Origin of the sequence: Virgibacillus pantothenticus (assembly GCF_018075365.1) — a bacterium.
In the GTDB taxonomy this organism is placed as follows: Bacteria; Bacillota; Bacilli; order Bacillales; family Amphibacillaceae; genus Virgibacillus; species Virgibacillus pantothenticus.
This window is the reverse complement of record NZ_CP073011.1, coordinates 1645492-1666960: the sequence shown is the minus strand read 5'-3', so window position 1 is coordinate 1666960 and position 21469 is coordinate 1645492. Positions and strand designations below refer to the sequence as shown.

The following is a 21469-nucleotide window of genomic DNA, read 5'->3' as shown; positions in this document are numbered from 1 at the left end:
TTACAACTTTTATTGCGCCATAATTTTTTCTTTTAATTTGTTATCGAATTTCCCAGTTTTGATCATTTCGATTTCATGTCGATATGGAGGCTTTTTATTTTTCTTGTCTTCTCCTACATAAGGTGTCTCTAAAATTTTCGGTAACTCCGTTAATTGCGGATGGTTAATGACATATAATAAAGCATCGAAACCGATATGACCAAAGCCGATATTCTCATGTCGGTCCTTATGTGCTCCTATCTCATTTTTACTATCGTTGACATGGACTACTTTTATTCGGTCTACGCCAATAATTTTGTCAAATTCATTTAGGACACCATCAAAATCATTCACAATATCGTACCCCGCGTCATGGACATGACATGTATCAAAGCAAACAGATAGTTTTTCATTATGGGTTACCCCATCTATGATTTTAGCTAATTCGTCAAAACTTCTACCTATTTCAGAACCCTTTCCAGCCATCGTTTCTAGAGCAATTTGAACATCTTTATCCTTTTCTAAAACTTCATTTAACCCTGTAACAATTTGTTTGATCCCTGTATCAGCTCCTGCACCAACATGAGCACCTGGATGAAGAACAATTTGCCTTGCTCCAATGGCGTCAGTTCGCTCGATTTCACTTCTTAAAAAATCGACTCCTAATTGAAATGTTTGTGGTTTCGTAGAATTCCCAATGTTAATAATATACGGGGCATGGACAATAATTTCCTCAATACCATGCTCTTTCATATGCGCTTTACCTGCTTCAAGATTCAATTCCTCAATGGGCTTCCGGCGCGTATTTTGCGGTGCGCCTGTATAAATCATAAACGTATTCGCACCGTAAGATACCGCTTCTTCCGAGGAACCTTGTAACATTTTTTTACCGCTCATCGATACATGTGACCCGATTTTCAACATTACGTTCACCTCTCCTAAATACGTACTACCTCTTTTTATATTTGCTTTTGGATAATCGCTTTTTAATCGCTTCTTTTTCCTGTTGCAATTTTTTCTTATATCCCGGTTTTACTTTTTTGGCTTTTTTTACTCGTTTCCATGCTTCCTTATCGATATCCGTCCCCTGTTTTGAGCGGAGCGAACGTTGGTTCCAAGGCTTTGCTGCATGCCATTCTCCATCACGAACATCCACATACGTAAAAACTAAACCCTTTTCTTCCAACTTTTTAATGAGTGGTAAGTCCTCCGATTGATAAATGCTAATCGCTGTACCTTCCATACCTGCTCGTGCTGTTCTGCCAACACGGTGAATATAAAAGTCTTCTTCTTTAGGGAACTGCGCATTAATCACGTGGCTAACGCCTTTAATATCAATACCACGCGCTGCCAGATCAGTTGCAACTATATATTGATAGCGCAAATTTTGAATCTCTTTCAATACACGCTTTCGCTCTCGAGGAGATAACCCGCCATGAATCAGACCCGCCTCTATTCCCTTCCCCTGAAGAGAAGCTGCTAATTCATTTGCTTTCTCTTTTCCATTTGTAAAGATGATAGCCAAATAAGGCTGGATCACCTTCGAAATCTCAGCGATGATCGTTGCTTCTTCTCTATGCTTCAAGTAAATAAGACGGTGCTCCATCGTTTCGGGAGAAATTTCATCAGCAATTTTAATGTGTACCGGATGTTGCAAATATTTTTTAAAAAAGTGCTGTAAAGCTTGCGGGATGGTAGCTGAAAAAACTAATATCTGTACATCAGGATGACACCGAACTAATAGTTGATCCACTTCTTGGATAAATCCTAAGTCAAGCATTAAATCCGCTTCATCTATGACGAAGCTATTGGCTGAATAAATAGATATGGCATTTTCCTTCACCATAGCCAAAATTCTGCCTGGAGTTCCGACAATAATTTTAGGAGGCTGCTTCAGCTTTTCCACCATTTTTTGTTTATCGGTACCACCAACCAACAGCTTTGCAGTCCACTTTCCTTCTTTATCAGCATAGCGAACGATCTTTTTAACTTCATCATATAACTGTGTAGCTAGTTCCCTCGTTGGTGCTGTTATAACGGCTTGGACTTGATTTTTATCCTCATCAATCCCATTAAGCAATGGCAATAAAAAAGCATGACTTTTCCCTGAGCCTGTTTTCGATTGTCCAATTACGCTCTTTCCATCTAAAACAGCTGGAATAACTTGCTGTTGGATTGGTGTAGGTTCTTGAAATTCTAACTGTTTAATTACTTGTTCCATAACAGGAACAAAAGGAAATTCTTGAAATGTATTATTCATGCATGTACTCCTTCCCATTTCATTTACACATATTGAAATGGATTTGTATTCGTTGTTGACACAATTACTTCTACATTTGTATCGCTAAAGCAAGATATTAAATATTCCTGCACTGAAGTTTTCATCACTTTTTCAGCGTAGTGTCCAGCATCTATCACTGCCAAGCCCATTTCTTGCGCGTCTTGAGCAAGATGAAACGTCATGTCCCCTGTTATAAACACATCGGCTCCTTGTCTCTTAGCTTGATGAATAAACTTTTCCCCGCTCCCTCCAAGTACCGCAACCGTTTTAACCTGCTTGTCCAACCTTCCGATAACACGTAAATAATCGAGCTTTAAAGAAGCTTTAACGTGGTTACAAAACGTCTTTAAATCGACCGTTTTTGTTAATTCGCCTATTCTTCCTAGACCATATACGTTTCCTTCATTTTTTAGCGGAAACAAATCATACGCTGGCTCTTCATACGGGTGCGATTGTCGGATTGCATTTAATGCAGAAGGTAATTTGCTTTGCTCAATAATAGACTCTAGCTTTACTTCTTCTACTCGTTCAAGCTGATCTACAGATCCAATGAAGGGGTTTGTTCCTTTTAGCGGCTTAAAAGTTCCTAGTCCAGTTGTTTGAAATGTACAATGGCTGTAATTTCCGATATGGCCAGCACCCGCTTCACTAATCGCATTTCTTACTTCTTCAACATGTGTTTTTGGAACATAAACAGCCAGCTTAATCAACTGTTCACTTTCCTTTTCAACGAGAACACGAGTATTGGTTATACCTATAGCATCACATAATGCATCGTTTACTCCATTTTTCGTTATATCTAAATTAGTATGTGCAGCATATACCGTAATATCATTCGTTAACAGTTTTTGTATAATACGTCCAGTAGGTGTAGTTGTATTAATTTGCTGAACGGGTTTAAATAATAATGGATGATGGGCGATAATAACATCCACATTTTCAGCTATTGCTTCATCTACAACAGCTTCCAGTACATCTAGAGTAACCATTACTTTTTTTACGGGCTTGTTATGACTCCCAACTTGCAAGCCGACTGGATCCCAGTCATAAGCCAATTGTCTCGGCGCTAGTTGTTCCATAAACTGAAAGACATCACCAGTAATGCATTCACTTTTCATCTTGGATTACCTCCTTCATCCATTTCCATTCTTGCATAAATTGTTCCTGTTTCTTTTGATCCACTTTGGTAGCTTGGTTTATTTGTTCTAACACACGCTCCAGCTTATTTGCCTCCTGTTCCCACTTTTTGTAGAACGCTGATGGCTTTTTTCGCAATAATAAAGGACCAAATAATAAGGCTTTCTCATCCATATTTTGTTTTTCAGATATCCTTAAGCGCTTTGCGTTGATTATTTCATAGCAGTGTCCATTCTCTTCTATTATATCTTCATCGGTAATGGTAAATCCATGATTACCTAACCATTTCCGAACCGCTCTTGCATCTACATTCGGTTGCGCAATAATTTGGTCAGTGGTTGGTAGCTTGTCTTTTCCTCTATCAAGAATATCTCGAATTAATGTACCACCCATGCCAGCAATGACCACTTGCTGCACCTCATTCGCTTGTATTATTTCCAGTCCATTGCCATGGCGAACTTCAACCTGCCCTTGAAGACTATATGCCTGAACTGTCTCCACTGCTCTTTGATATGGACCTTTATTTACTTCTCCAGCAATAGCAACTGCCGTAGGATCTTTTTGACATACATAGCATGGTAAATATGCATGGTCTGAGCCAATATCTGCAAATATTGCTCCTTTAGGTAGAAATGAAGCTACTTGCTCCAGTCGTTTCGAAATCTTAACGTTCACGTTCTATCCTCCAATAACGAATTATTACGCATAAAAAGGTATGAATTAGTAAAAGATTCAAGGACATTTTAGTGAGGGCTAGCATCCAAGCACAGTACTATTAAAAGCATGACATTAATAAAGAAAACTTCCATCAATGGCGTTCTTTCATCCCCCACTGGTGATTAGTACCACAGGTGAGGATTTAAAAGCCCTAGAACACAAATCGGAAATTTAGATGCCATCGGTCCCCTACTTAACTTCTATTTATTTTACTTGTGATTCTGAAGTGGGTCTTACGGCACCTTACATTCGGAATTAAGATGCGTCATGCACATTTTTGTTGTTGGACGCCCCTTGCTTAGTAAGCCTTTAATAAGGAAGATCGCTTAGCGCTTCAACATTTATCTATTCACAAAACCTTCTTCGCTTAAACAAAAAGATAAAGAAAAGCTTTCTGTTACACAGCAGAAAGCTTTTCCTTTGTATCATTCTTTCGCAAACGCCTACTGCTTTTCTGCTAACCATTCTGCTAACACTTGTGCTTCTGCTTCGCTAGCCATTCCAGCAGGCATTTGACCTTGTCCATTAATAATTATATTTTGGATTTCATCTTTCGATAATTTGCTACCTACCTGGGTTAAGTCTGGCCCCATTCCCCCAGATAAGTCACCACCATGACAACTTGAGCAATTTGTTTCGTAAACTGCTTCAGGGTCATCTGTCGTTTCCCCTTCTTGACTTTCTTCAGCCTTTTCCCCGCCGCCTTCTGCTGCTTGTTGGATGTCATCACGTTGACCTATCCCTACAACTGAAATTACAATTACTGCAAGTATCCCTAAAAGTGCAATTAATGCATAAGGGATAACAGGGTTCCTCTTCATTCCGTTTCCTCCTTATGTAATCCCCATTTGTTATTAGTTCTTGCTGTTCAAAAAAGGCGCGAGCCGCTAGATTGTATATATTTACGCCTTCCTTTTTTGAAAAAGCACTGGTAACACAAAAGACTATATTCATTTTACTTGAAAAATACAATTCTTTAAAGTGTTTCGCTATGAAATTCTATAAAATTGTATAAACAAGCAAAAACAGAGCAGAAGTAAAACCAATAATCATTAAAAAATAGATTTTATTAAACCATCCATATAATATCCAAAATAAAAAATGCCCTCCAATTAGCCAAAATACGATAACTCCATTAAAGAAGTACGTCGTTATATGCACAGTAAATAATAACGCGACCAGTAACGCAATGGCTAAAGGAAAAAGAAAATTTGCTTGCTTTTTTTTCGCTGACCAATAAACCCATAAGGAATAACCTAAAAAAAGAAATAAAAGTGCTAGTTGCAAAAATATCTGAAATTGCGTAAAATAGACAATAAGAACTGAAAACGGTATCATAAGCAACAAAAACGTAACTTGCGCTGCAAAAATTAGCTTGTCTTTACGGTTTGATGGGGCGTAGTTTCCCTTCGTATACAACGTTAACAAAAAGTCACAATATTCAGTGGGTAATAATTTATGTTTTTTCCAAAATTCTATTTCACTGATTATAATTTGTTTTCGCTCTTCTATTTGTACTCACCCCGTTTCAGCTTCTGACATAGAAAAGTCACCAGGCAATGGCGACCATTGCCTAATGACAATTACTTTATTGATCCAAAAAATCTTTTAATCGTTTGCTTCTGCTAGGGTGTCTTAGTTTACGTAATGCCTTTGCTTCAATTTGACGAATTCTTTCACGGGTTACACCAAATACTTTTCCTACTTCTTCTAATGTTCTAGTGCGACCATCATCTAAACCAAAGCGTAATCGAAGTACATTTTCTTCACGATCTGTAAGTGTATCTAATACATCTTCCAATTGTTCTTTAAGCAATTCATAAGCTGCGTGATCAGAAGGAGAGACTGCTTCTTGATCTTCAATAAAATCACCTAAATGAGAGTCATCTTCTTCACCTATTGGTGTTTCAAGAGAGACAGGCTCTTGCGCAATTTTTAAAATATCTCGTACTTTCTCTGGGGAAAGCTCCATTTCTTCACCAATTTCTTCGGGCGTTGGCTCTCTGCCTAAATCCTGTAATAATTGTCTCTGCACGCGAATTAATTTGTTAATGGTTTCAACCATGTGTACAGGGATGCGAATCGTTCTAGCTTGATCGGCTATTGCTCTAGTAATGGCTTGCCTAATCCACCACGTGGCATAGGTACTAAATTTAAAGCCTTTACGGTAATCAAATTTTTCCACAGCTTTAATAAGACCCATATTCCCTTCTTGAATTAAGTCTAAGAACAGCATGCCTCGCCCAACATAGCGCTTTGCAATGCTGACAACTAGACGCAGATTCGCTTCGGCAAGACGTTTTTTTGCCTCTTCATCGCCTTGTTCGATTCTTGTCGCCAAATCAATCTCTTCCGCTGCTGACAATAAGTCAACACGCCCAATTTCCTTCAAATACATGCGAACAGGATCATTTATTTTAATACCTAGGGGTACACTGAGATCATTTAAATTAAATTCTTCTTCTTTTGCTATTTGCTGCATCGTAGGGTCTTCTTCAGATTCACCGATTATTTCAACCCCCTGTTCTCCAAGGTACTCATAAAATTCATCCATATGATCAGGCTCAATAGCAAAATTAGATAACCGATCGGCTATTTCTTCATACGCCAGAACACCACGTTTTTTTCCAATTTCCACTAACTGATCCTTTGCTTGTTCTAATGTGAGTTCATGCTCATTTTCTTTCGTTTGTGAAGGCTTATTTTCGGCCATGAGTCCCCCTCCTTCCAGAGTACAATAAAATCAATTTGTATTCTTCAATTGCTGATTTATTTCAATAATCTGCTTAGCAATTTGCGCTGCTTTTATAGGATCATTTTGTTTTTCTGCAGCTTTTTGCTGTTCTTTTAATGATTGTATTGTCACCTTTTCTGTCTGGTTAGCTACAATCTTTTGAATATAATCATTTAATTCCTTATCACTTATATTTTCCTGTAACGGTAACATGGCAATTTCTGTTACTTCCCGCTGCAGGTTTGTTTCTTTGATTTTTTCCAAAAACAAACTAACATCTGGCTCGTTTCCTTCTTCGTAAAAAGCATATAAATGAGTAGCAATAATCTTATGTGCATCTATATGAAAACTTGCTCCAATTTTTTCTTGAACCTTTTCCGCTATACTTTCGTCTTGTAGCATATACGCAATTAACTGCCGTTCTGCATTATGGAATGCGGGTAATAATTTCGATTTTACCGTATTCCACACTGTACTACTAGTATATCTGTTCTTTGGTTGATTATCCTTATTTATTCCAATCTTTTCACGATATCCTGAAATTTCGTCTTGTAAAGCATCCATGGAAATCTCAAATTCATTGCTTAGCTCTTTCAGATAATATTCCCGTTCAATAGGGCTATCAACCATAGCCAGCCGCTTTAATACTGCTTCAACATATTCTATGCGATCAGCTTCCAGATTTAATTGATAATCTTTCTTCAAAAATCGCATATAGAAAGTCATAAAAGTATCACTTGCTTTAATTACCTCATCTTTAAAAGCTTGTCCTCCATGCGTACGAATAAAGCTGTCTGGATCCATATCTGGTTCCAGATATGCAACTCTCACTTCGCATCCGCATTGCTGTAATAAGACTGCAGCTTTGTAAGCAGCATCTAACCCGGCGCGATCCCCATCATAGCAAATAATTACGGTATTTACATAGCGTTTTAATAATTTCGCTTGAAATTCTGTTAAAGCTGTACCAAGAGTAGCGACTGCATTTCGAACTCCTGCTTGATACGCTGCAATGACATCCATTTGCCCTTCTAATAAAACTGCCTCGTTTTCTTTACGAATATATCTTTTAGCCAGATCAAAATTATAAAGTAATTTTCCTTTGTGGAACAATTCACTTTCCGGGCTATTAATATACTTCGGCTTATAATCACCAACTGCTCGCCCTCCAAAGGCAACTGTTTTTCCTAAATGATTACGAATCGGAAAAATAATTCTCCCACGAAAACGATCAGAAGTTTGCCCAGATTCATTTATCTGAAGTAGACCAGCCTTGACAAGCAATTGTTCGTGATATCCCTTTTTTTTGAGAAATTCCGCTGTAAACTGATCTGCATTCGGACTGAAGCCCAGTTGAAAAGCATCTGCGGCTTCTTCATCTATCCCTCTTTCTTTTAAATACGCATAACCTTCCTTTCCTTCTTTCGTAAAGCGCAATAAATGATGGTAAAGTTTCGTCAACCATTCATGTGCGGATAACATATCTTGACTTTCCTGAGACAAAGAAGTTTCTTTTTGCCTTTGTACATTTTGCGGCAATGAAATTCCACTTCGTTCAGCTAAAAATTGGATAGCTTCGTAAAATGAAAAATGTTCCATTTCCATTAAAAAGGTGACAACATTACCACCTTTCCCACAGCCAAAACAATGAAAAATTTGTTTGTCTTGAGTTACAGAGAAGGATGGCGTCTTTTCTCCATGAAAAGGACATAATCCAAAATAATTTTTCCCCTGTTTTTTTAGCTGGATATAGTCCCCTATAATATCAACAATATCATTTGCCTTACGAATTTCTTCTATAATTGCTTCGGGAATTTGATTAGCCATAAAACATCACCATGCTATTAATTATTCGCCTTCCATAATGAAAATCCTTTAAATTTCGACAATATTTTTTTTAATCCCGAAAAAAATTCCTTCTAAATAACATGTGGAAACAAAGTTGAAGGATAAGGTTTGACATAAAATTATTATTTTAAACTTTCTTAAGGTAAAACACCCTTTTATCATACGTAGAACAAATAGAATTATTGTTCTTTATTAACAGTATTCTATATCCATGTTATAAATTCCTGCTTGAAATAAGATATTTTAGTACGTTTGCATCAAAAAACGACATGAACGTCATACGAAATACTCAAATCGTACCGTTAAAACAACTGTCATCTATATATTAGCGAATCTGCAATTCGTAACTGTGGCTTTTATTTATCGTGTTAAACGAATTAACATAAAAAATCTCATTCTATTCTGTTTACGTAATTAAATCAAAACTTGCTTTTTTAACAAATCATACTATTTAAACAAATCATGTCTATATTTGTTCAGTACAAAATGTTATTATAATATAATCCAAAAAAAAAAGCTAATAAAACGTTCCTAAATTTTTATTATCTCCATCCCAATTACTTCTTAATCATATACTATTCGGTTTCTTCCTTTTTGCAAGGAAAAAGTATTCAGGAGAAAGATCAAATTCTCTCTCCCTCACTTTTTAACGATCTGTCTAATACTATTGGCTGTCTCCTCAACAGCTTTATTAGATACATCAATGACTTCACAGCCAATTTTATTAACAATTTTATCAAAATACTCCAATTCTTTATGAATACGCTCCATGTTCGCGTAAGTTGCCTGATCTCCAAGACCTAAAGCCCGTAATCTTTCTTTACGAATTTCATACAACTTTTCAGCATTAATACGGAGCCCTATACATTTTGCTGCATCCACTTCAAACAATTCCTCGGGAGGATCGACCTCAGGAACGATTGGCACGTTAGCAACTTTCAGACGTTTATGTGCCAAATATTGCGAAAGAGGAGTTTTGGAGGTTCTGGATACACCGATTAGGACAATATCTGCTCTTGCGATTCCCCTGGAATCCCGTCCATCATCATATTTCACTGCAAATTCAATCGCCTCAATCCGTTTAAAATAATCTTCATCCAGCTTATGAACCAAGCCCGCTTCCATGCGTGGGGCATGCTCAAATACACGTTCCATGGATTTGAGTACGGGTCCCATAATGTCAATGGCCTCAAGATTCATTTGCTTTGCCCGTTCGTTTACATAGTTTCTCAAAATCGGATCAACAAGCGTAAAACCGATAAGTCCCTTACTCTCTACAGCAAGCTGTAAAGCTTCATCAATGGTTTGTTTATCCTCTACGTACGGAATACGTTGAATTTTATATGTTCCATGATTAAATTGACTTAAACCAGCCTTAATAACTAGTTCCGCAGTCTCTCCCACTGAATCAGATAATACATATACAGGTTGCGTATACATCACAATATACTCCTCTCTCTTTTGTTAAATATGATCATCCGTAATCAATTCAACAAATGCTTTCGTAATTGTCGTCTTTGTTATTCTGCCGACAACTTCCAAGCCAGACTTTGAATCTTTAACGACTGGGATGCCATCAATTTGTTTGTTCATTAGCTTTTGAGCTACATCTACTAACAAATCATCTTTACGGCAAACTGTTATATTAGGCATTCTTGTCATGATGATATGCACCGGAATGGCATTTAAATCTTGCTTCCCAATACTTGCACGTAATAAATCCTTTCGTGATAATACTCCTGAAAGGCAAGACTGCTCATCAACTACAAAAAGTGTACCCACATCTTCTAAAAACATCGTTGAGATTGCATCATATACAGAAACACTTTCCTTCACAACAATCGGAATATGTTGATACTCATGTACTTTTAATTTTCTTACCTGTTCCGTTAACAATTCATTGCCCGTTTTTCCTGTGTAAAAATAGCCAACTCGAGGGCGGGCATCTAAAAAACCCGCCATGGTTAAAATAGCCAAATCTGGACGTAATGTTGCTCTTGTCAAACGAAGACGCTCAGCAATATTCTCCCCAGTGATTGGACCATTTTCCTTTACAATTTCAATTATTTCTTCTTGTCTATTTGATAATTCCATGCCTTCACCACCTCAAGACGATCTAACCATATACCTATTATAGACGAACCGAGACAGAATGAGAAATCATTCTATACTTTTAAATCTACCCTCGATTAGCAGATAAAAGGAATGAGAATTTCAAAATAATGCAGATTGCACTAGAAAACGAACGAATAAAGAAATTTCCTGTACCATGTTTATCCCGAATGGAAGATCCCTCAACCCCCTCCTACTAGATCCCGAGTAGACTCAAAGAGTCTGGGTGGGACGGCACCTAAATCCCCGATTCGTTCAACCTGTACACTGCCGATCTCAGGAGGTGTGACACGTAGAAAAATTGTTTTGTCTTTTTCAAGGTCGCCTAAGTTTTTGCTACTTCAATCAAAAACTTTGCTTCCACTCGATTTTCGTTACATCTGCATAGCTATAGATTAATTGACCAATTTGATGCAACAATGCCAATCGATTTTTACGAATATTATCTTCGTCTACCATCACCATATTTTGATCGAAAAATTGGTGAATCGGCTCTGTTAATTGTTCTAAGAGTTGTAAATCCTCTTTAGCATCCCGACTTGACTGGTGATATGCTTGATTAACGGAATAATATTTTTCATATAACGCTTTTTCAGAAACGGTTTTTAATAATGCCGGATCAATAACGGTGGAATCTGCTTTTTGGGCTAAATTTAATACGCGGACAAAAGCTTCCTGTGATAATTTGAAAGTTTCATCATTCCGTTTTGACGATAATATTTCTGCTTTTGCTAAACTATACGTAAAATTACCAATCGCCTGATGTAATACGGCATGAATAATGTCCTGTTCAATTCCCGTTTCTTTTAAAATATAAGCCGCACGATGCAAAAAGAAATCTTCAATGATAGTAGCTGCTTGATCCTGATTTTCAAGCTGTACTTTTGAAGTAGCATATACTTGTAAAGCTAGTTCGATAAGCTTTTCGACAGATATATCCCATTTATTCGCATGGACCATCCTTAAAATTCCAATTGCTTGGCGCCGCAATCCATACGGGTCATGAGATCCTGTTGGTACTAGCCCAACAGAGATACAGCCTATGATGGTATCTAATTTATCAGCGATACTAACAACCGTACCTACCGCTGTTTCAGGCAAAGCACCATTTGCAGATTTTGGTAAATAGTGTTCGCGAATTGCTTGAGCGACGATCGCATCTTCTCCATAAAAAGCAGCGTACTTTTCACCCATAACCCCTTGTAGCTCGGTAAACTCATTTACCATACTAGTAGTTAAATCAAATTTACTTATTTCTGCAGCGCGGACAGCACGATTAGTATCTGCAGTCGGTAATTCAATATGCTGGCTGATGAGTCGAGTTAGTATGATGACGCGTTCTACCTTTTCATGAATGGTTCCTAGATCTTCTTGAAACACAACTCGCTTTAGTTTCGTTAAAAATTCTTTCATGGAACGCTTTCGATCTTCATCATAGAAAAACGCTGCATCAGATAACCGTGCATGTAACACCTTCTCATTTCCTTTAATTACCGTATCCAATGACGTATCGTCACCATTACGAATCCCGACAAAATATGGTAATAGCTCTCCTCCAGCTTGCGCTCGAACAGGAAAATAACGTTGATGTTCCTTCATTGAGATAATTAATACTTCTTCAGGAATGGATAAAAACTCGCGTTTGTACGAGCCTAGAAATGCTTGTGGAAATTCTACCAAATTCCTTACTTCATTCAATAATTCTTTATCAATCGGAATGTGAACCGATTGTTCTTGCTCTAATTCACGTATCCCTTGTAAAATTGCTGCTTCACGTTTTTTTGCATCTACGATAACAAACTGTTGATGTAATTGTTCTTCATAGTTTTTCGGCTCATTAATGGTTATTTGCGTTCCTAAAAACCGATGACCAAAAGTAGTATTACTACTAGCTACATTTGCGATTTCAAAAGGAACAACGGCTGACCCAAATAAGCCAACTAACCAGCGAATTGGTCTGGCATACCGCATTGTTTGTGTACCCCAGCGCATATTTTTACCAAAGTTAATCGATGTAATAATATCTTTAAATCCAGGTAGGAGATCAATCGTATTCTTTCCTTCAATATGTTTTTTGACAAAAATATAGGTTGTTCCGTTAAACGGTTTTGTATAAATATCATCCGTTGTTTTTCCTTGTCCCTTCGTAAAACCAACGGCCGCTTTTGTCCAATTACCGGTCTCATCTTTTGCAATCTTCTCTGCTGGTCCCTTCACTTCTTCTTCCATGGACATTTGTTGCTCAGCAAGTCCTTCAATAAGTACAGCTAAACGACGTGGTGTAGAATACGTTGTTAAATTCGTAAATGAAATACGCAAGGTTTCAAGCCAAGCTGCTGTTTTATCATGTAATTGCTTCTCTGCATCATCAATAAACCGAGCTGGTAACTCTTCCAGTCCGATTTCAAATAAAGCATCTGTTGCCATGTCATTGCTCCTCCTTTTTCAACATTGGAAATCCTAGTCGTTCTCTTTCAGCTACATACGCTTTAGCGATACCTCTTGCTAAATTGCGAATTCTTGTAATATACCCTGTTCGTTCTGTTACGGAGATAACACCTTTTGCATCTAGTAAATTAAATGTATGGGAGCATTTAAGCACATAGTCATAAGCAGGGAACACTAGACCCTTCTCCATCGTATCTTTCGCTTCTTGCTCATATTTTGTAAACAAATCAAATAACATTTCCGTATTGGATGTTTCAAATGTATACGTCGAATGTTCATATTCTGGTTGGAAAAAAATGTCTTTTACTGTTACCCCATTTGTCCATTCTAAATCAAATACATTCTCTCGATCTTGGATATAGGAGGCTAGTCGTTCAATCCCATAGGTCAATTCCACAGCAACTGGATTTGCCTCTAATCCGCCGATTTGCTGAAAATACGTAAATTGCGTAATTTCCATACCATCTAGCCACACTTCCCATCCAAGCCCTGCTGCACCTAAAGTCGGATTTTCCCAATTATCTTCAACAAACCGAATATCATGGATAAGCGGGTCAATGCCTAATTTTTCCAACGATCCTAAATACAGCTCTTGAATATTGTCCGGAGAAGGCTTCATAATAACTTGAAATTGGTGATGCTGATAAAGCCTGTTTGGATTTTCTCCATATCTTCCATCTGCAGGTCGCCTTGAAGGCTCCACATAAGCAACATTCCATGGCTCGGGTCCAAGGCTGCGTAACAGTGTCATTGGTGACATAGTTCCCGCTCCCTTTTCAACGTCATACGCCTGCATGAGAATACAATTTTGCTCTGACCAATATTTTTGTAAAGTTAAGATCATCTCTTGAATATTCATCATTTTTTCCTCCATTACAGTAATACAATACAAAACCCCCGTCTCTATGTCTTATTCGACATAGGGACGGGGGTTAAGCCGCGGTTCCACCCTATTTGCTTCTTTATAAAGCCACTTTTACTAACCATGCTCCGAAGCGCCTTTCCTTTTGACCTAACACTCAGCTTACACTATCCTGAGCTCGCTATCGATAGGGGGCAAAAGTACTGTTCTTCATCTCAGCAAATATTCGATATATAATCCTCTATGTATGAATAATAAGCGAAACAGTAATGACTGTCAACTTATTTCAACAGATCCAATTGTTGCAAAAACTTTCTTGATTTTAGATAATATCCACCGTAATAATCATAATAATGATCCAATAACTCCCGCAATAATCGCTTATTTGATTCTTTTACGGAGATACTTGTCACTTGTTGTAATTCAACGGTAGCAAAGATCGATAATAATTTTGCAACCCCTTTTGGTAACTCAACAGCTTGTGGATCCATACTTCTGCACGATGAACATAACAAACCTGCTTCCTGAATAGAAAACGCAAACGGAGGCGTTGTCGTTTTACAATGACTACAACATGCTACTGTTGGTGCGAAGCCGCCTTTTTGATATAGCTTCAATTCAAACATCATCAGCGGGATTTGAGCGTCTTCTTCTTTATCAATCCATTGCATCGTTTGGAAAAACTGTTCAAAAATAAATATATCTGGCTTTTTATCATCCATTAATTTATCGGTTAATTCTACAAGATATGCTGCATAAGCTGTTTTAACAATATCTTCACGTATGGAACGAAAAGAATCGATGATCTCCGCTTGTTGTATCGTACTGAGCCCTTTATTAACGTACATTAGAAATTCCGCATAGATGAATGGCTGCGTCACAGCAGCCATTCTACTTTTTGGTTTTTTAGCACCTTTTGCAATAGCAGAGAGCTTACCTAACTTTTTACTAAAAATCGTTACAATTTTATGTGTTTCCCCATAATCACGCGTTTTTAATACAACACCCTGTATTTTTTCTAACAATTAAGCGTCACCTTTCTCTAAGCGAACTTCAAAATATACGTTATAGTCTTGTATCTATAGGAGTTTCATTTTTCTCATCTTGCTGTTGCGATTCATAAGGGTTTTGTTCATTTTCTAACTCTTTCATGATTAAATAGGTTTCAATGTTTCCCGTTTGACTAAATAACTTCCAGGTTAAATCGATCACAAGAAACCCCACCTTTCTTTAAAATGTTTGAAAATGTAACTTATTACTTAGAATGACCACAAGCACAAAACAAATGAGTATTAAAATTTACCATGTATTATTGAACCATAGTAGCAAATAGAACTCTCTATATATAATTACACTTTGGTTCTAACGTAAAAGCAGTTCGCATTTGGTAAAAACAGCTTGTTCATATGGTTATTTAATACTCATCACTGCGAAAGCCAAACTCTTGAAGTTGGCTTTGCTTGTTTCTCCAATCTTTCTTAACTTTTACCCAAAGTTCTAAAAACACGTTTGTACCAAGTAATTTTTCGATATCTTTCCGTGCAGCTTTGCCAATATTTTTAAGCATTGTTCCTTGCTTACCAATTAGAATCCCTTTTTGTGTCTTTCTTTCCGTGACGATGGTTGCTTGAATGAGTAATTTACCATTATCACGATGTACCATATTCTCAATAACTACCGCTATAGAGTGTGGTACTTCTTCTTTGGTAAATTGTAACACTTTTTCACGAATTAATTCACTAATGATAAAGCGCTCGGGATGATCCGTTATTTGGTCCTCCGGATAATATTGCGGTCCTTCTGCTAATTGCTCCTTTAAAACATCTAACAAATGGTTTACGTTATTACCCTGCAGAGCTGAAATTGGAATAATTTCTTTAAAGTTATGCTTATCCTTATATTGGTCAATCAGCGGTAGGAGTTCATCTGGGTGGACAAGATCAATTTTATTAACTATTAAATAGACAGGCTTATTCACCTTTTGCAGTCGATCTAAAATAAATTGATCCCCTTTTCCGTATCCTTCATCCGCATTAATCATAAATAGAATTGCATCTACTTCATTCAATGTATTTATAGCTGTTTTCACCATAAAGTCACCAAGCTGATGTTTGGGTTTATGAATACCAGGTGTATCAATAAACACCATCTGGGCATCCGGCAGGGTCAATACGCCTTGTATTTTATTTCTCGTTGTCTGAGGTTTATCACTCATAATTGCTATTTTTTGCCCTATCACTCGATTCATAAAAGTAGACTTTCCAACATTTGGTCTACCAATAATTGCTATAAAACCTGATTTAAATTGTTTTTCCATCTGGTTGCCTCCGAAACGTCATAAATGTTTTATTCATATCATACTATAAAAAAGCACTCGTTTCATGTAATCGACAAAAGCTTTAATATTTTTTATTCCTATATTTCTTTTTTGACAATTTTCTCACTTCCTGTTACTTTATGTAAAGACTTAGGAAGAAATACTTTTTCCACCATTTATAATCACTAAATAACGGGAAGCAAATTTTATCAGCATTCGCCAAATACTAAAAAGCCACAGCAAAAGCTGCGGCAGACAATATTTTTTTAATATATTTAAACATTACTTCCTGAATTTGTCGCTGAAAAAGTTAGTAAAAATGAAGCATACACCTTCTTCATGCTTTGTATCAAATATGCGAGGCTACTATGACTAAACATAACCACATCTATGATTATCCATTACTTACTCTTGTAAGTTTAGCAAAGCAACGTTACATAAGTGGAACAATTTTGGGAATAAAAACAAGACAACCAATAATCGCAGCTACCATGGCAGCTATAAGGACAGCTCCTGCAGCAATGTCTTTAATTTGTTTAGCTGCAGGGTGCAGTTCCGGTTTTATATAGTCTATCATCTGTTCCACAACAGTATTGAGCATTTCCGTTATAAGTACCATTCCAATCAAAATTACAATAATGATCCATTCCATGAGACTTATCTGTAAGATCCATCCTGCAATGAAGACTAGAATTGCAGCAACTAAATGAATTCGAAAATTACGCTCACTTTTTATAACAAAGCGAATACCTTGCCATGCATAAGAGAATCCAATAACTGGTTTTTTATCTTTCAATTCCAAACGCACCTAGAATTTCGTCTTGTCTTGAAAACATCCGTTTTTCATCCTCTTCAGATAGATGATCGTATCCTAGTAAATGAAGGAAGCCGTGCAACGCTAAAAATGTTAATTCTCTTTCAAGTGAATGATGATATGCCTCTGCTTGCTCTTTTGCTTTATCAACGGATATTACAATATCGCCAAGAAGAATAGGCAGATCCTCATCCAGTATATTTACCTCTTCTTCCCCTTCCCCAAGCTCTTGCATAGGAAAGGACAGAACATCTGTAGGCGTGTTTTTTTGACGATAGTTACGATTTAATTCTTGAATTTCTTTATTATTAACAAAATTAATGGAAACTTCAGCTTGTTGAGTAACGCCTTCTTTACTGGCAGCAAATGTGATTAATCGTTGAATCACATCAATATAATCACTTTCCACTGAGTTGGTTACGTCGTGAAAATCAATATACACTTATTTTGCCTCCTTCATGGGATATTGAATACGCGAATGAAATATCCCTTTCACTGTACTGCATGTTGTTTGTTGAATCTTATTTAACTCTTGTAAAGTGATGGGGCATTCATTAAACTGACCATCTATTAACTTATCTTCAATAATCGATGCAACTATTTCTTCTATTTTCTGTTCTGTTGGTTCTTGCAGAGAACGTACTGCAGCCTCTACCGAATCACATATACTAATAATCGCCGCTTCCTTCGTTTGTGGTTTTGGTCCAGGATAACGATAGATTGCTTCTTCTACATCATCATTTTGTTCCTTATCCTTGAAATAAAAATATTTCAGCAAAGAAGTACCGTGATGCTGTTTAGCTATATCAATTATTTCTTTAGGTAGTCGATGTTTTTTTAACATTTCTGCCCCATCATAAGGGTGACTAATAATAATTTTAGCACTTTCTTTTGGCTCAATAAAATCATGCGGGTTACGAATTGCTAATTGATTTTCAATGAAATAATGAGGTCGAACCGTTTTCCCTAAATCATGGTAATAAGCACCAACTCTTGCTAGTAAACCATTTGCACCAACTGATTCACAAGCTGCTTCACTTAAATTGGCCACCATTACCGAGTGGTGATAAGTTCCAGGAGCCTCCGTCAGCAATTTCTTTAATAACGGATGATTTGGACTCGATAATTGCAATAACTTTATATCTGACAATATTCCTAGAGCAGCCTCAAAATACGGTAATAGACCAATTGTTAATACAGCTGACAGAAAAGCGGAAGCAGCTGCAAAAGATAATGGAATCCACATATCTCCTAGTGCATATTTCTCAAAAGAAAGAAATATAAATAATAGTACAGTCATTATATTGACCATTGCAATTCCTACTCCAGCCTTCATTAACGCAAGTCGATCTTTCACATTTCGTAAAAAGAAAATCGCTGCCAATTGAGAAAGCATAAAATAAATACCTACTTCCACATTTAAAGAGCCAGGAATTTGATGGTTAAAAATAACACTTCCTAAAATAGCGAACAACGTGCTGAAAATGACCGCTGAACGTTCATGAATCAACTGTTTCATCAATAAAGCACCTGTAGCGATTGGCATTATATAGAACAACTGATTAACTTGTGTCGTATAGATACTCACGATTTTCATTAAGGCAATAGTCATCATACTAATAACAACAATAGCAATAGTTTTTGCCATATCCAGACGATCTTTTTTTGAGAGCCAGTTCATTTCATGAGCTATCGCACTTGCAATCAACAAAACAAGCAAAGCCAAGCCTATTCCAGGAACAAAATTTCGTTCCTTATCAAGTACTCCAACTAGATCTAATTTTTCGTATACTTCGTTAGTAATCACTTGCCCTTCACGAACGATAATCTCGCCAGCTCTTATCACAACTGGTTCCACATTACTAGCGGCTTCCTTTCTAGCGGTCGAGGTCTTATCCACATCAAAAAACGAATTTTCAACTACTGCAAATTCACTTAAACGTGTCAACACTTCTTTCATATCAGCATCTAAATCGGAATATTTAATTTCTTGTTGTACATTGGAAATAGCACTTTGGGTGTTTTCCGTGCGCACGCCATTATTTAAGGTGTCTGACACGACATCTAAAAAAAATGCTTTTCCTTCATCTCGTTCTTCTTTGGGCACTTGGATGAGCTGTGACAAAAGATCATCGCTAACTCCCTTTTGTATGTCAGCAGATAGAATTTGCTTTAATTGCTGGACCTTCTCCTGTTCGGAAATAGGGGCTGTCTCTTTATCCCCCTTATTTTGTTCAGATGTTTTTAACTCTTCTTCCAGTTTAGTTATTGCATCAAAAATCTCTGTAATATAAGCGATTTGTTCATCTGTGATTTCTTGATCAATATTATATCTATCTTCTACAGCTTGAACCGTTTCTCTTGTTTTTCGTTCCGTTTCTTGCTTGTTTTCAATGGTTACTGGAGAACGAATGGTTTCTTTTGCTCTGCTAAATCTTTCTATTTCATACGTCTCAGTCTGTACATTATCCATCATGATTAAAAAGAAAAACAAACCTAATATAAGAGTAGCAGTTGTAATCATGCCCCATTTATTAAAACGCTTTGTAAATGAAAACCAAGTACGCGGATGAAACTTTTTCTTATCCACTGCTCTCTTCCTTTCTAAAGGCAAAAATTTAACTACGAATGAATCGTAAAGTGAATCTTTAATCTGTAGGGGTTTTCATTCATCCCCCACGGCTTGTTAGTACCGTAATGGTATGAGCCAAAGGCCTCTTTAGATGCTGTTATCTCCCACTTAACCTTGTTTATCCTACTCCTGAGTAGGAGCCTTACAGCATCTTATATGCGGGATAAATAATGTTTTAGTCAACGAGGGGTGCTTTCGCCTAATTGGTATAATAATTCAAAGGCAAGGTACTTAGGAAGTCTTTGAAAAAGTAAAACGCTTTTTTTCTGCGTGCGATTTATCGCTTCCAATGTTTTCCTTATGGTTAAAAAAGTAAAATTACTTATTCTTAGTTCAACATCGTGATGTGAACGAATCCGGCAATTACGTGTCCTTATCTCCTACTTAGACTTTTTTTCATCGCCCTTAGCCCAAGAAGCATTAGACTGAAGAAACCTTACATTCGGGAGACAACAATAAATAAGCCCACTACCTTCATTTTTTTCTATTTCTAAATATCCTCTTACAAATCAATCAAACTCCAAAGCAAATGCTATTTTTTTCAAAATTAGTGCGGTGATAACAGCATTAATTATATTGATCTTCATGTAAAATGAGCCCTGTATAAGAGGCTTAACTTATACTGTTATTGCGGTTTTTATCATAGGCATCAATAATTCGCTGGACAAGTGGATGCCGCACTACATCGGTCTGCTCTAGATAAACGAATGCCATACCTTTTATCCCATTTAATAGATGACTGGCTACTCGCAGACCTGATTGCATACCTTTTGGTAAATCAATTTGCGTTATATCACCGGTAATTACCATTTTGGAGCCAAAACCTAATCTCGTTAAAAACATTTTCATTTGCTCCGGCGTTGTATTTTGTGCTTCGTCTAAAATAACAAACGCATCATCTAGTGTTCTTCCACGCATATAAGCTAATGGAGCGATTTCGATGGTCTCCCTTTCAATCAAACGCATGGTATGTTCTGTTCCTAAAACATCATGTAAAGCATCGTAAAGTGGTCTTAAATAAGGATCGACCTTCTCTTTTAAATCGCCCGGCAGAAAACCTAGGCTCTCTCCTGCTTCTACTGCAGGTCTTGTTAAAATAATCCGTTTTACATACCCATTTTTAAGCGCGTGAACAGCCATTACAACAGCCAAGTATGTTTTTCCCGTACCTGCGGGACCAATTCCAAATACGAGATCATTGGCTTTAATCGCAGAAATATATTTTTTTTGCCCCAGCGTTTTAACACGAATAGGTTTTCCTTTTACATTTTTTGTAATTTCATCTTCAAATAAGGTTTCAAATTGATTTATTTTTCCTTTTTTCCCTAATTCAACTGCATAAACGACATCTCTTTCCGTTATGGTTAATCCTTTACGAATTACGGAGAGCAGTGCTTGTAAGACATCTTGAACGAGGTCAATCGTATCTGGATTCCCAGAAACGTGTACTTGCTCTCCTCTCGTTACAATTGAAACCTGAAGCATTTCCTCTAATTGATGCAGGTGTTTATCGTTATTGCCAAACAGCGCTAACGCTTCATTTGGACTTGTTAATTGTAAATCAACTGCTGTTAGATTTTCTGGCATA

19 protein-coding genes are annotated in these 21469 nt (G+C 37.0%); all 19 read right to left on the bottom strand.

The genetic code is table 11. From position 1 onward, the window contains the following. Positions 1 to 9: 9 nt before the first annotated feature. The 19 genes from KBP50_RS07830 to KBP50_RS07740 all read right to left on the bottom strand — a co-directional run bounded on the left by KBP50_RS07830 (position 10) and on the right by KBP50_RS07740 (position 21468). Complete coding sequence (locus tag KBP50_RS07830; RefSeq protein ID WP_050353088.1) at positions 10 to 903, bottom strand: deoxyribonuclease IV; 894 nt, start codon at positions 901 to 903, stop codon at positions 10 to 12. Positions 904 to 928: 25 nt separating this feature from the next. Beyond that, positions 929 to 2239 carry a DEAD/DEAH box helicase gene (locus KBP50_RS07825; RefSeq protein WP_050353089.1) on the bottom strand — a complete coding sequence of 437 codons (1311 nt, stop codon included), beginning with the start codon at positions 2237 to 2239 and terminating at the stop codon, positions 929 to 931. A 23-nt stretch (positions 2240 to 2262) separates the two neighbouring features. After that, entirely contained in the window at positions 2263 to 3378 is a 1116-nt protein-coding gene (locus KBP50_RS07820; protein ID WP_050353090.1) for a Nif3-like dinuclear metal center hexameric protein, read from the bottom strand. Continuing rightward, positions 3368 to 4072, bottom strand: a complete 705-nt coding sequence (locus KBP50_RS07815) for a tRNA (adenine(22)-N(1))-methyltransferase (protein WP_050353091.1) — start codon at positions 4070 to 4072, stop codon at positions 3368 to 3370. The genes KBP50_RS07820 and KBP50_RS07815 overlap by 11 nt, the downstream gene beginning before the upstream one ends. A gap of 485 nt (positions 4073 to 4557) precedes the next feature. Then, positions 4558 to 4935, bottom strand: a complete 378-nt coding sequence (gene cccA / locus KBP50_RS07810) for a cytochrome c550 (protein WP_050353092.1) — start codon at positions 4933 to 4935, stop codon at positions 4558 to 4560. 178 nt (positions 4936 to 5113) lie between these two features. Beyond that, positions 5114 to 5542, bottom strand: a complete 429-nt coding sequence (locus tag KBP50_RS07805) for a hypothetical protein (RefSeq protein ID WP_050353093.1) — start codon at positions 5540 to 5542, stop codon at positions 5114 to 5116. A gap of 160 nt (positions 5543 to 5702) precedes the next feature. Next, positions 5703 to 6827 (bottom strand): RNA polymerase sigma factor RpoD, encoded by a 1125-nt coding sequence (rpoD, locus tag KBP50_RS07800; protein ID WP_050353094.1) that lies wholly within the window; start codon positions 6825 to 6827, stop codon positions 5703 to 5705. 30 nt (positions 6828 to 6857) lie between these two features. Continuing rightward, positions 6858 to 8675: a DNA primase gene (gene dnaG, locus KBP50_RS07795; RefSeq protein WP_050353095.1), complete on the bottom strand. Its 1818-nt coding sequence runs from the start codon at positions 8673 to 8675 to the stop codon at positions 6858 to 6860. 660 nt (positions 8676 to 9335) lie between these two features. Continuing rightward, the gene (locus tag KBP50_RS07790; protein WP_050353096.1) at positions 9336 to 10136 is read right to left on the bottom strand and encodes a pyruvate, water dikinase regulatory protein; all 801 of its coding nucleotides are present in this window, start codon (positions 10134 to 10136) and stop codon (positions 9336 to 9338) included. 24 nt (positions 10137 to 10160) lie between these two features. Next, positions 10161 to 10790 carry a transcriptional regulator CcpN gene (gene ccpN, locus KBP50_RS07785; protein ID WP_050353097.1) on the bottom strand — a complete coding sequence of 210 codons (630 nt, stop codon included), beginning with the start codon at positions 10788 to 10790 and terminating at the stop codon, positions 10161 to 10163. A 363-nt stretch (positions 10791 to 11153) separates the two neighbouring features. Next, positions 11154 to 13235: a glycine--tRNA ligase subunit beta gene (glyS, locus tag KBP50_RS07780; protein WP_050353098.1), complete on the bottom strand. Its 2082-nt coding sequence runs from the start codon at positions 13233 to 13235 to the stop codon at positions 11154 to 11156. A 1-nt stretch (position 13236) separates the two neighbouring features. Beyond that, the gene (glyQ, locus tag KBP50_RS07775; RefSeq protein WP_050353099.1) at positions 13237 to 14115 is read right to left on the bottom strand and encodes a glycine--tRNA ligase subunit alpha; all 879 of its coding nucleotides are present in this window, start codon (positions 14113 to 14115) and stop codon (positions 13237 to 13239) included. Positions 14116 to 14399: 284 nt separating this feature from the next. Beyond that, the gene (gene recO / locus KBP50_RS07770; protein ID WP_050353100.1) at positions 14400 to 15143 is read right to left on the bottom strand and encodes a DNA repair protein RecO; all 744 of its coding nucleotides are present in this window, start codon (positions 15141 to 15143) and stop codon (positions 14400 to 14402) included. Positions 15144 to 15183: 40 nt separating this feature from the next. Continuing rightward, positions 15184 to 15330: a YqzL family protein gene (locus tag KBP50_RS07765; RefSeq protein WP_072740886.1), complete on the bottom strand. Its 147-nt coding sequence runs from the start codon at positions 15328 to 15330 to the stop codon at positions 15184 to 15186. A gap of 202 nt (positions 15331 to 15532) precedes the next feature. Beyond that, positions 15533 to 16435: a GTPase Era gene (gene era, locus KBP50_RS07760; protein WP_050353101.1), complete on the bottom strand. Its 903-nt coding sequence runs from the start codon at positions 16433 to 16435 to the stop codon at positions 15533 to 15535. A 433-nt stretch (positions 16436 to 16868) separates the two neighbouring features. Further along, positions 16869 to 17231, bottom strand: a complete 363-nt coding sequence (locus tag KBP50_RS07755; RefSeq protein ID WP_232231287.1) for a diacylglycerol kinase family protein — start codon at positions 17229 to 17231, stop codon at positions 16869 to 16871. Further along, positions 17221 to 17691: an rRNA maturation RNase YbeY gene (ybeY, locus tag KBP50_RS07750; protein ID WP_050353103.1), complete on the bottom strand. Its 471-nt coding sequence runs from the start codon at positions 17689 to 17691 to the stop codon at positions 17221 to 17223. The genes KBP50_RS07755 and ybeY overlap by 11 nt, the downstream gene beginning before the upstream one ends. Next, positions 17692 to 19839, bottom strand: coding sequence for an HD family phosphohydrolase (locus KBP50_RS07745; RefSeq protein WP_050353104.1), 2148 nt, complete (start codon positions 19837 to 19839; stop codon positions 17692 to 17694). A 654-nt stretch (positions 19840 to 20493) separates the two neighbouring features. Beyond that, the gene (locus tag KBP50_RS07740) at positions 20494 to 21468 is read right to left on the bottom strand and encodes a PhoH family protein (RefSeq protein WP_050353105.1); all 975 of its coding nucleotides are present in this window, start codon (positions 21466 to 21468) and stop codon (positions 20494 to 20496) included. Position 21469: the final 1 nt, after the last annotated feature.

What these genes read in the sequence shown, in the direction of transcription:
- dnaG (WP_050353095.1), bottom strand. Translation starts at nt 8,675, where the DNA reads ATGGCTAATCAAATTCCCGAAGCAATTATAGAAGAAATTCGTAAGGCA.
- KBP50_RS07825 (WP_050353089.1), bottom strand. Translation starts at nt 2,239, where the DNA reads ATGAATAATACATTTCAAGAATTTCCTTTTGTTCCTGTTATGGAACAA.
- glyS (WP_050353098.1), bottom strand. Translation starts at nt 13,235, where the DNA reads ATGGCAACAGATGCTTTATTTGAAATCGGACTGGAAGAGTTACCAGCT.
- era (WP_050353101.1), bottom strand. Translation starts at nt 16,435, where the DNA reads ATGGAAAAACAATTTAAATCAGGTTTTATAGCAATTATTGGTAGACCA.
- KBP50_RS07830 (WP_050353088.1), bottom strand. Translation starts at nt 903, where the DNA reads ATGTTGAAAATCGGGTCACATGTATCGATGAGCGGTAAAAAAATGTTA.
- cccA (WP_050353092.1), bottom strand. Translation starts at nt 4,935, where the DNA reads ATGAAGAGGAACCCTGTTATCCCTTATGCATTAATTGCACTTTTAGGG.
- rpoD (WP_050353094.1), bottom strand. Translation starts at nt 6,827, where the DNA reads ATGGCCGAAAATAAGCCTTCACAAACGAAAGAAAATGAGCATGAACTC.
- KBP50_RS07820 (WP_050353090.1), bottom strand. Translation starts at nt 3,378, where the DNA reads ATGAAAAGTGAATGCATTACTGGTGATGTCTTTCAGTTTATGGAACAA.
- KBP50_RS07740 (WP_050353105.1), bottom strand. Translation starts at nt 21,468, where the DNA reads ATGCCAGAAAATCTAACAGCAGTTGATTTACAATTAACAAGTCCAAAT.
- ccpN (WP_050353097.1), bottom strand. Translation starts at nt 10,790, where the DNA reads ATGGAATTATCAAATAGACAAGAAGAAATAATTGAAATTGTAAAGGAA.
- glyQ (WP_050353099.1), bottom strand. Translation starts at nt 14,115, where the DNA reads ATGAATATTCAAGAGATGATCTTAACTTTACAAAAATATTGGTCAGAG.
- KBP50_RS07790 (WP_050353096.1), bottom strand. Translation starts at nt 10,136, where the DNA reads ATGTATACGCAACCTGTATATGTATTATCTGATTCAGTGGGAGAGACT.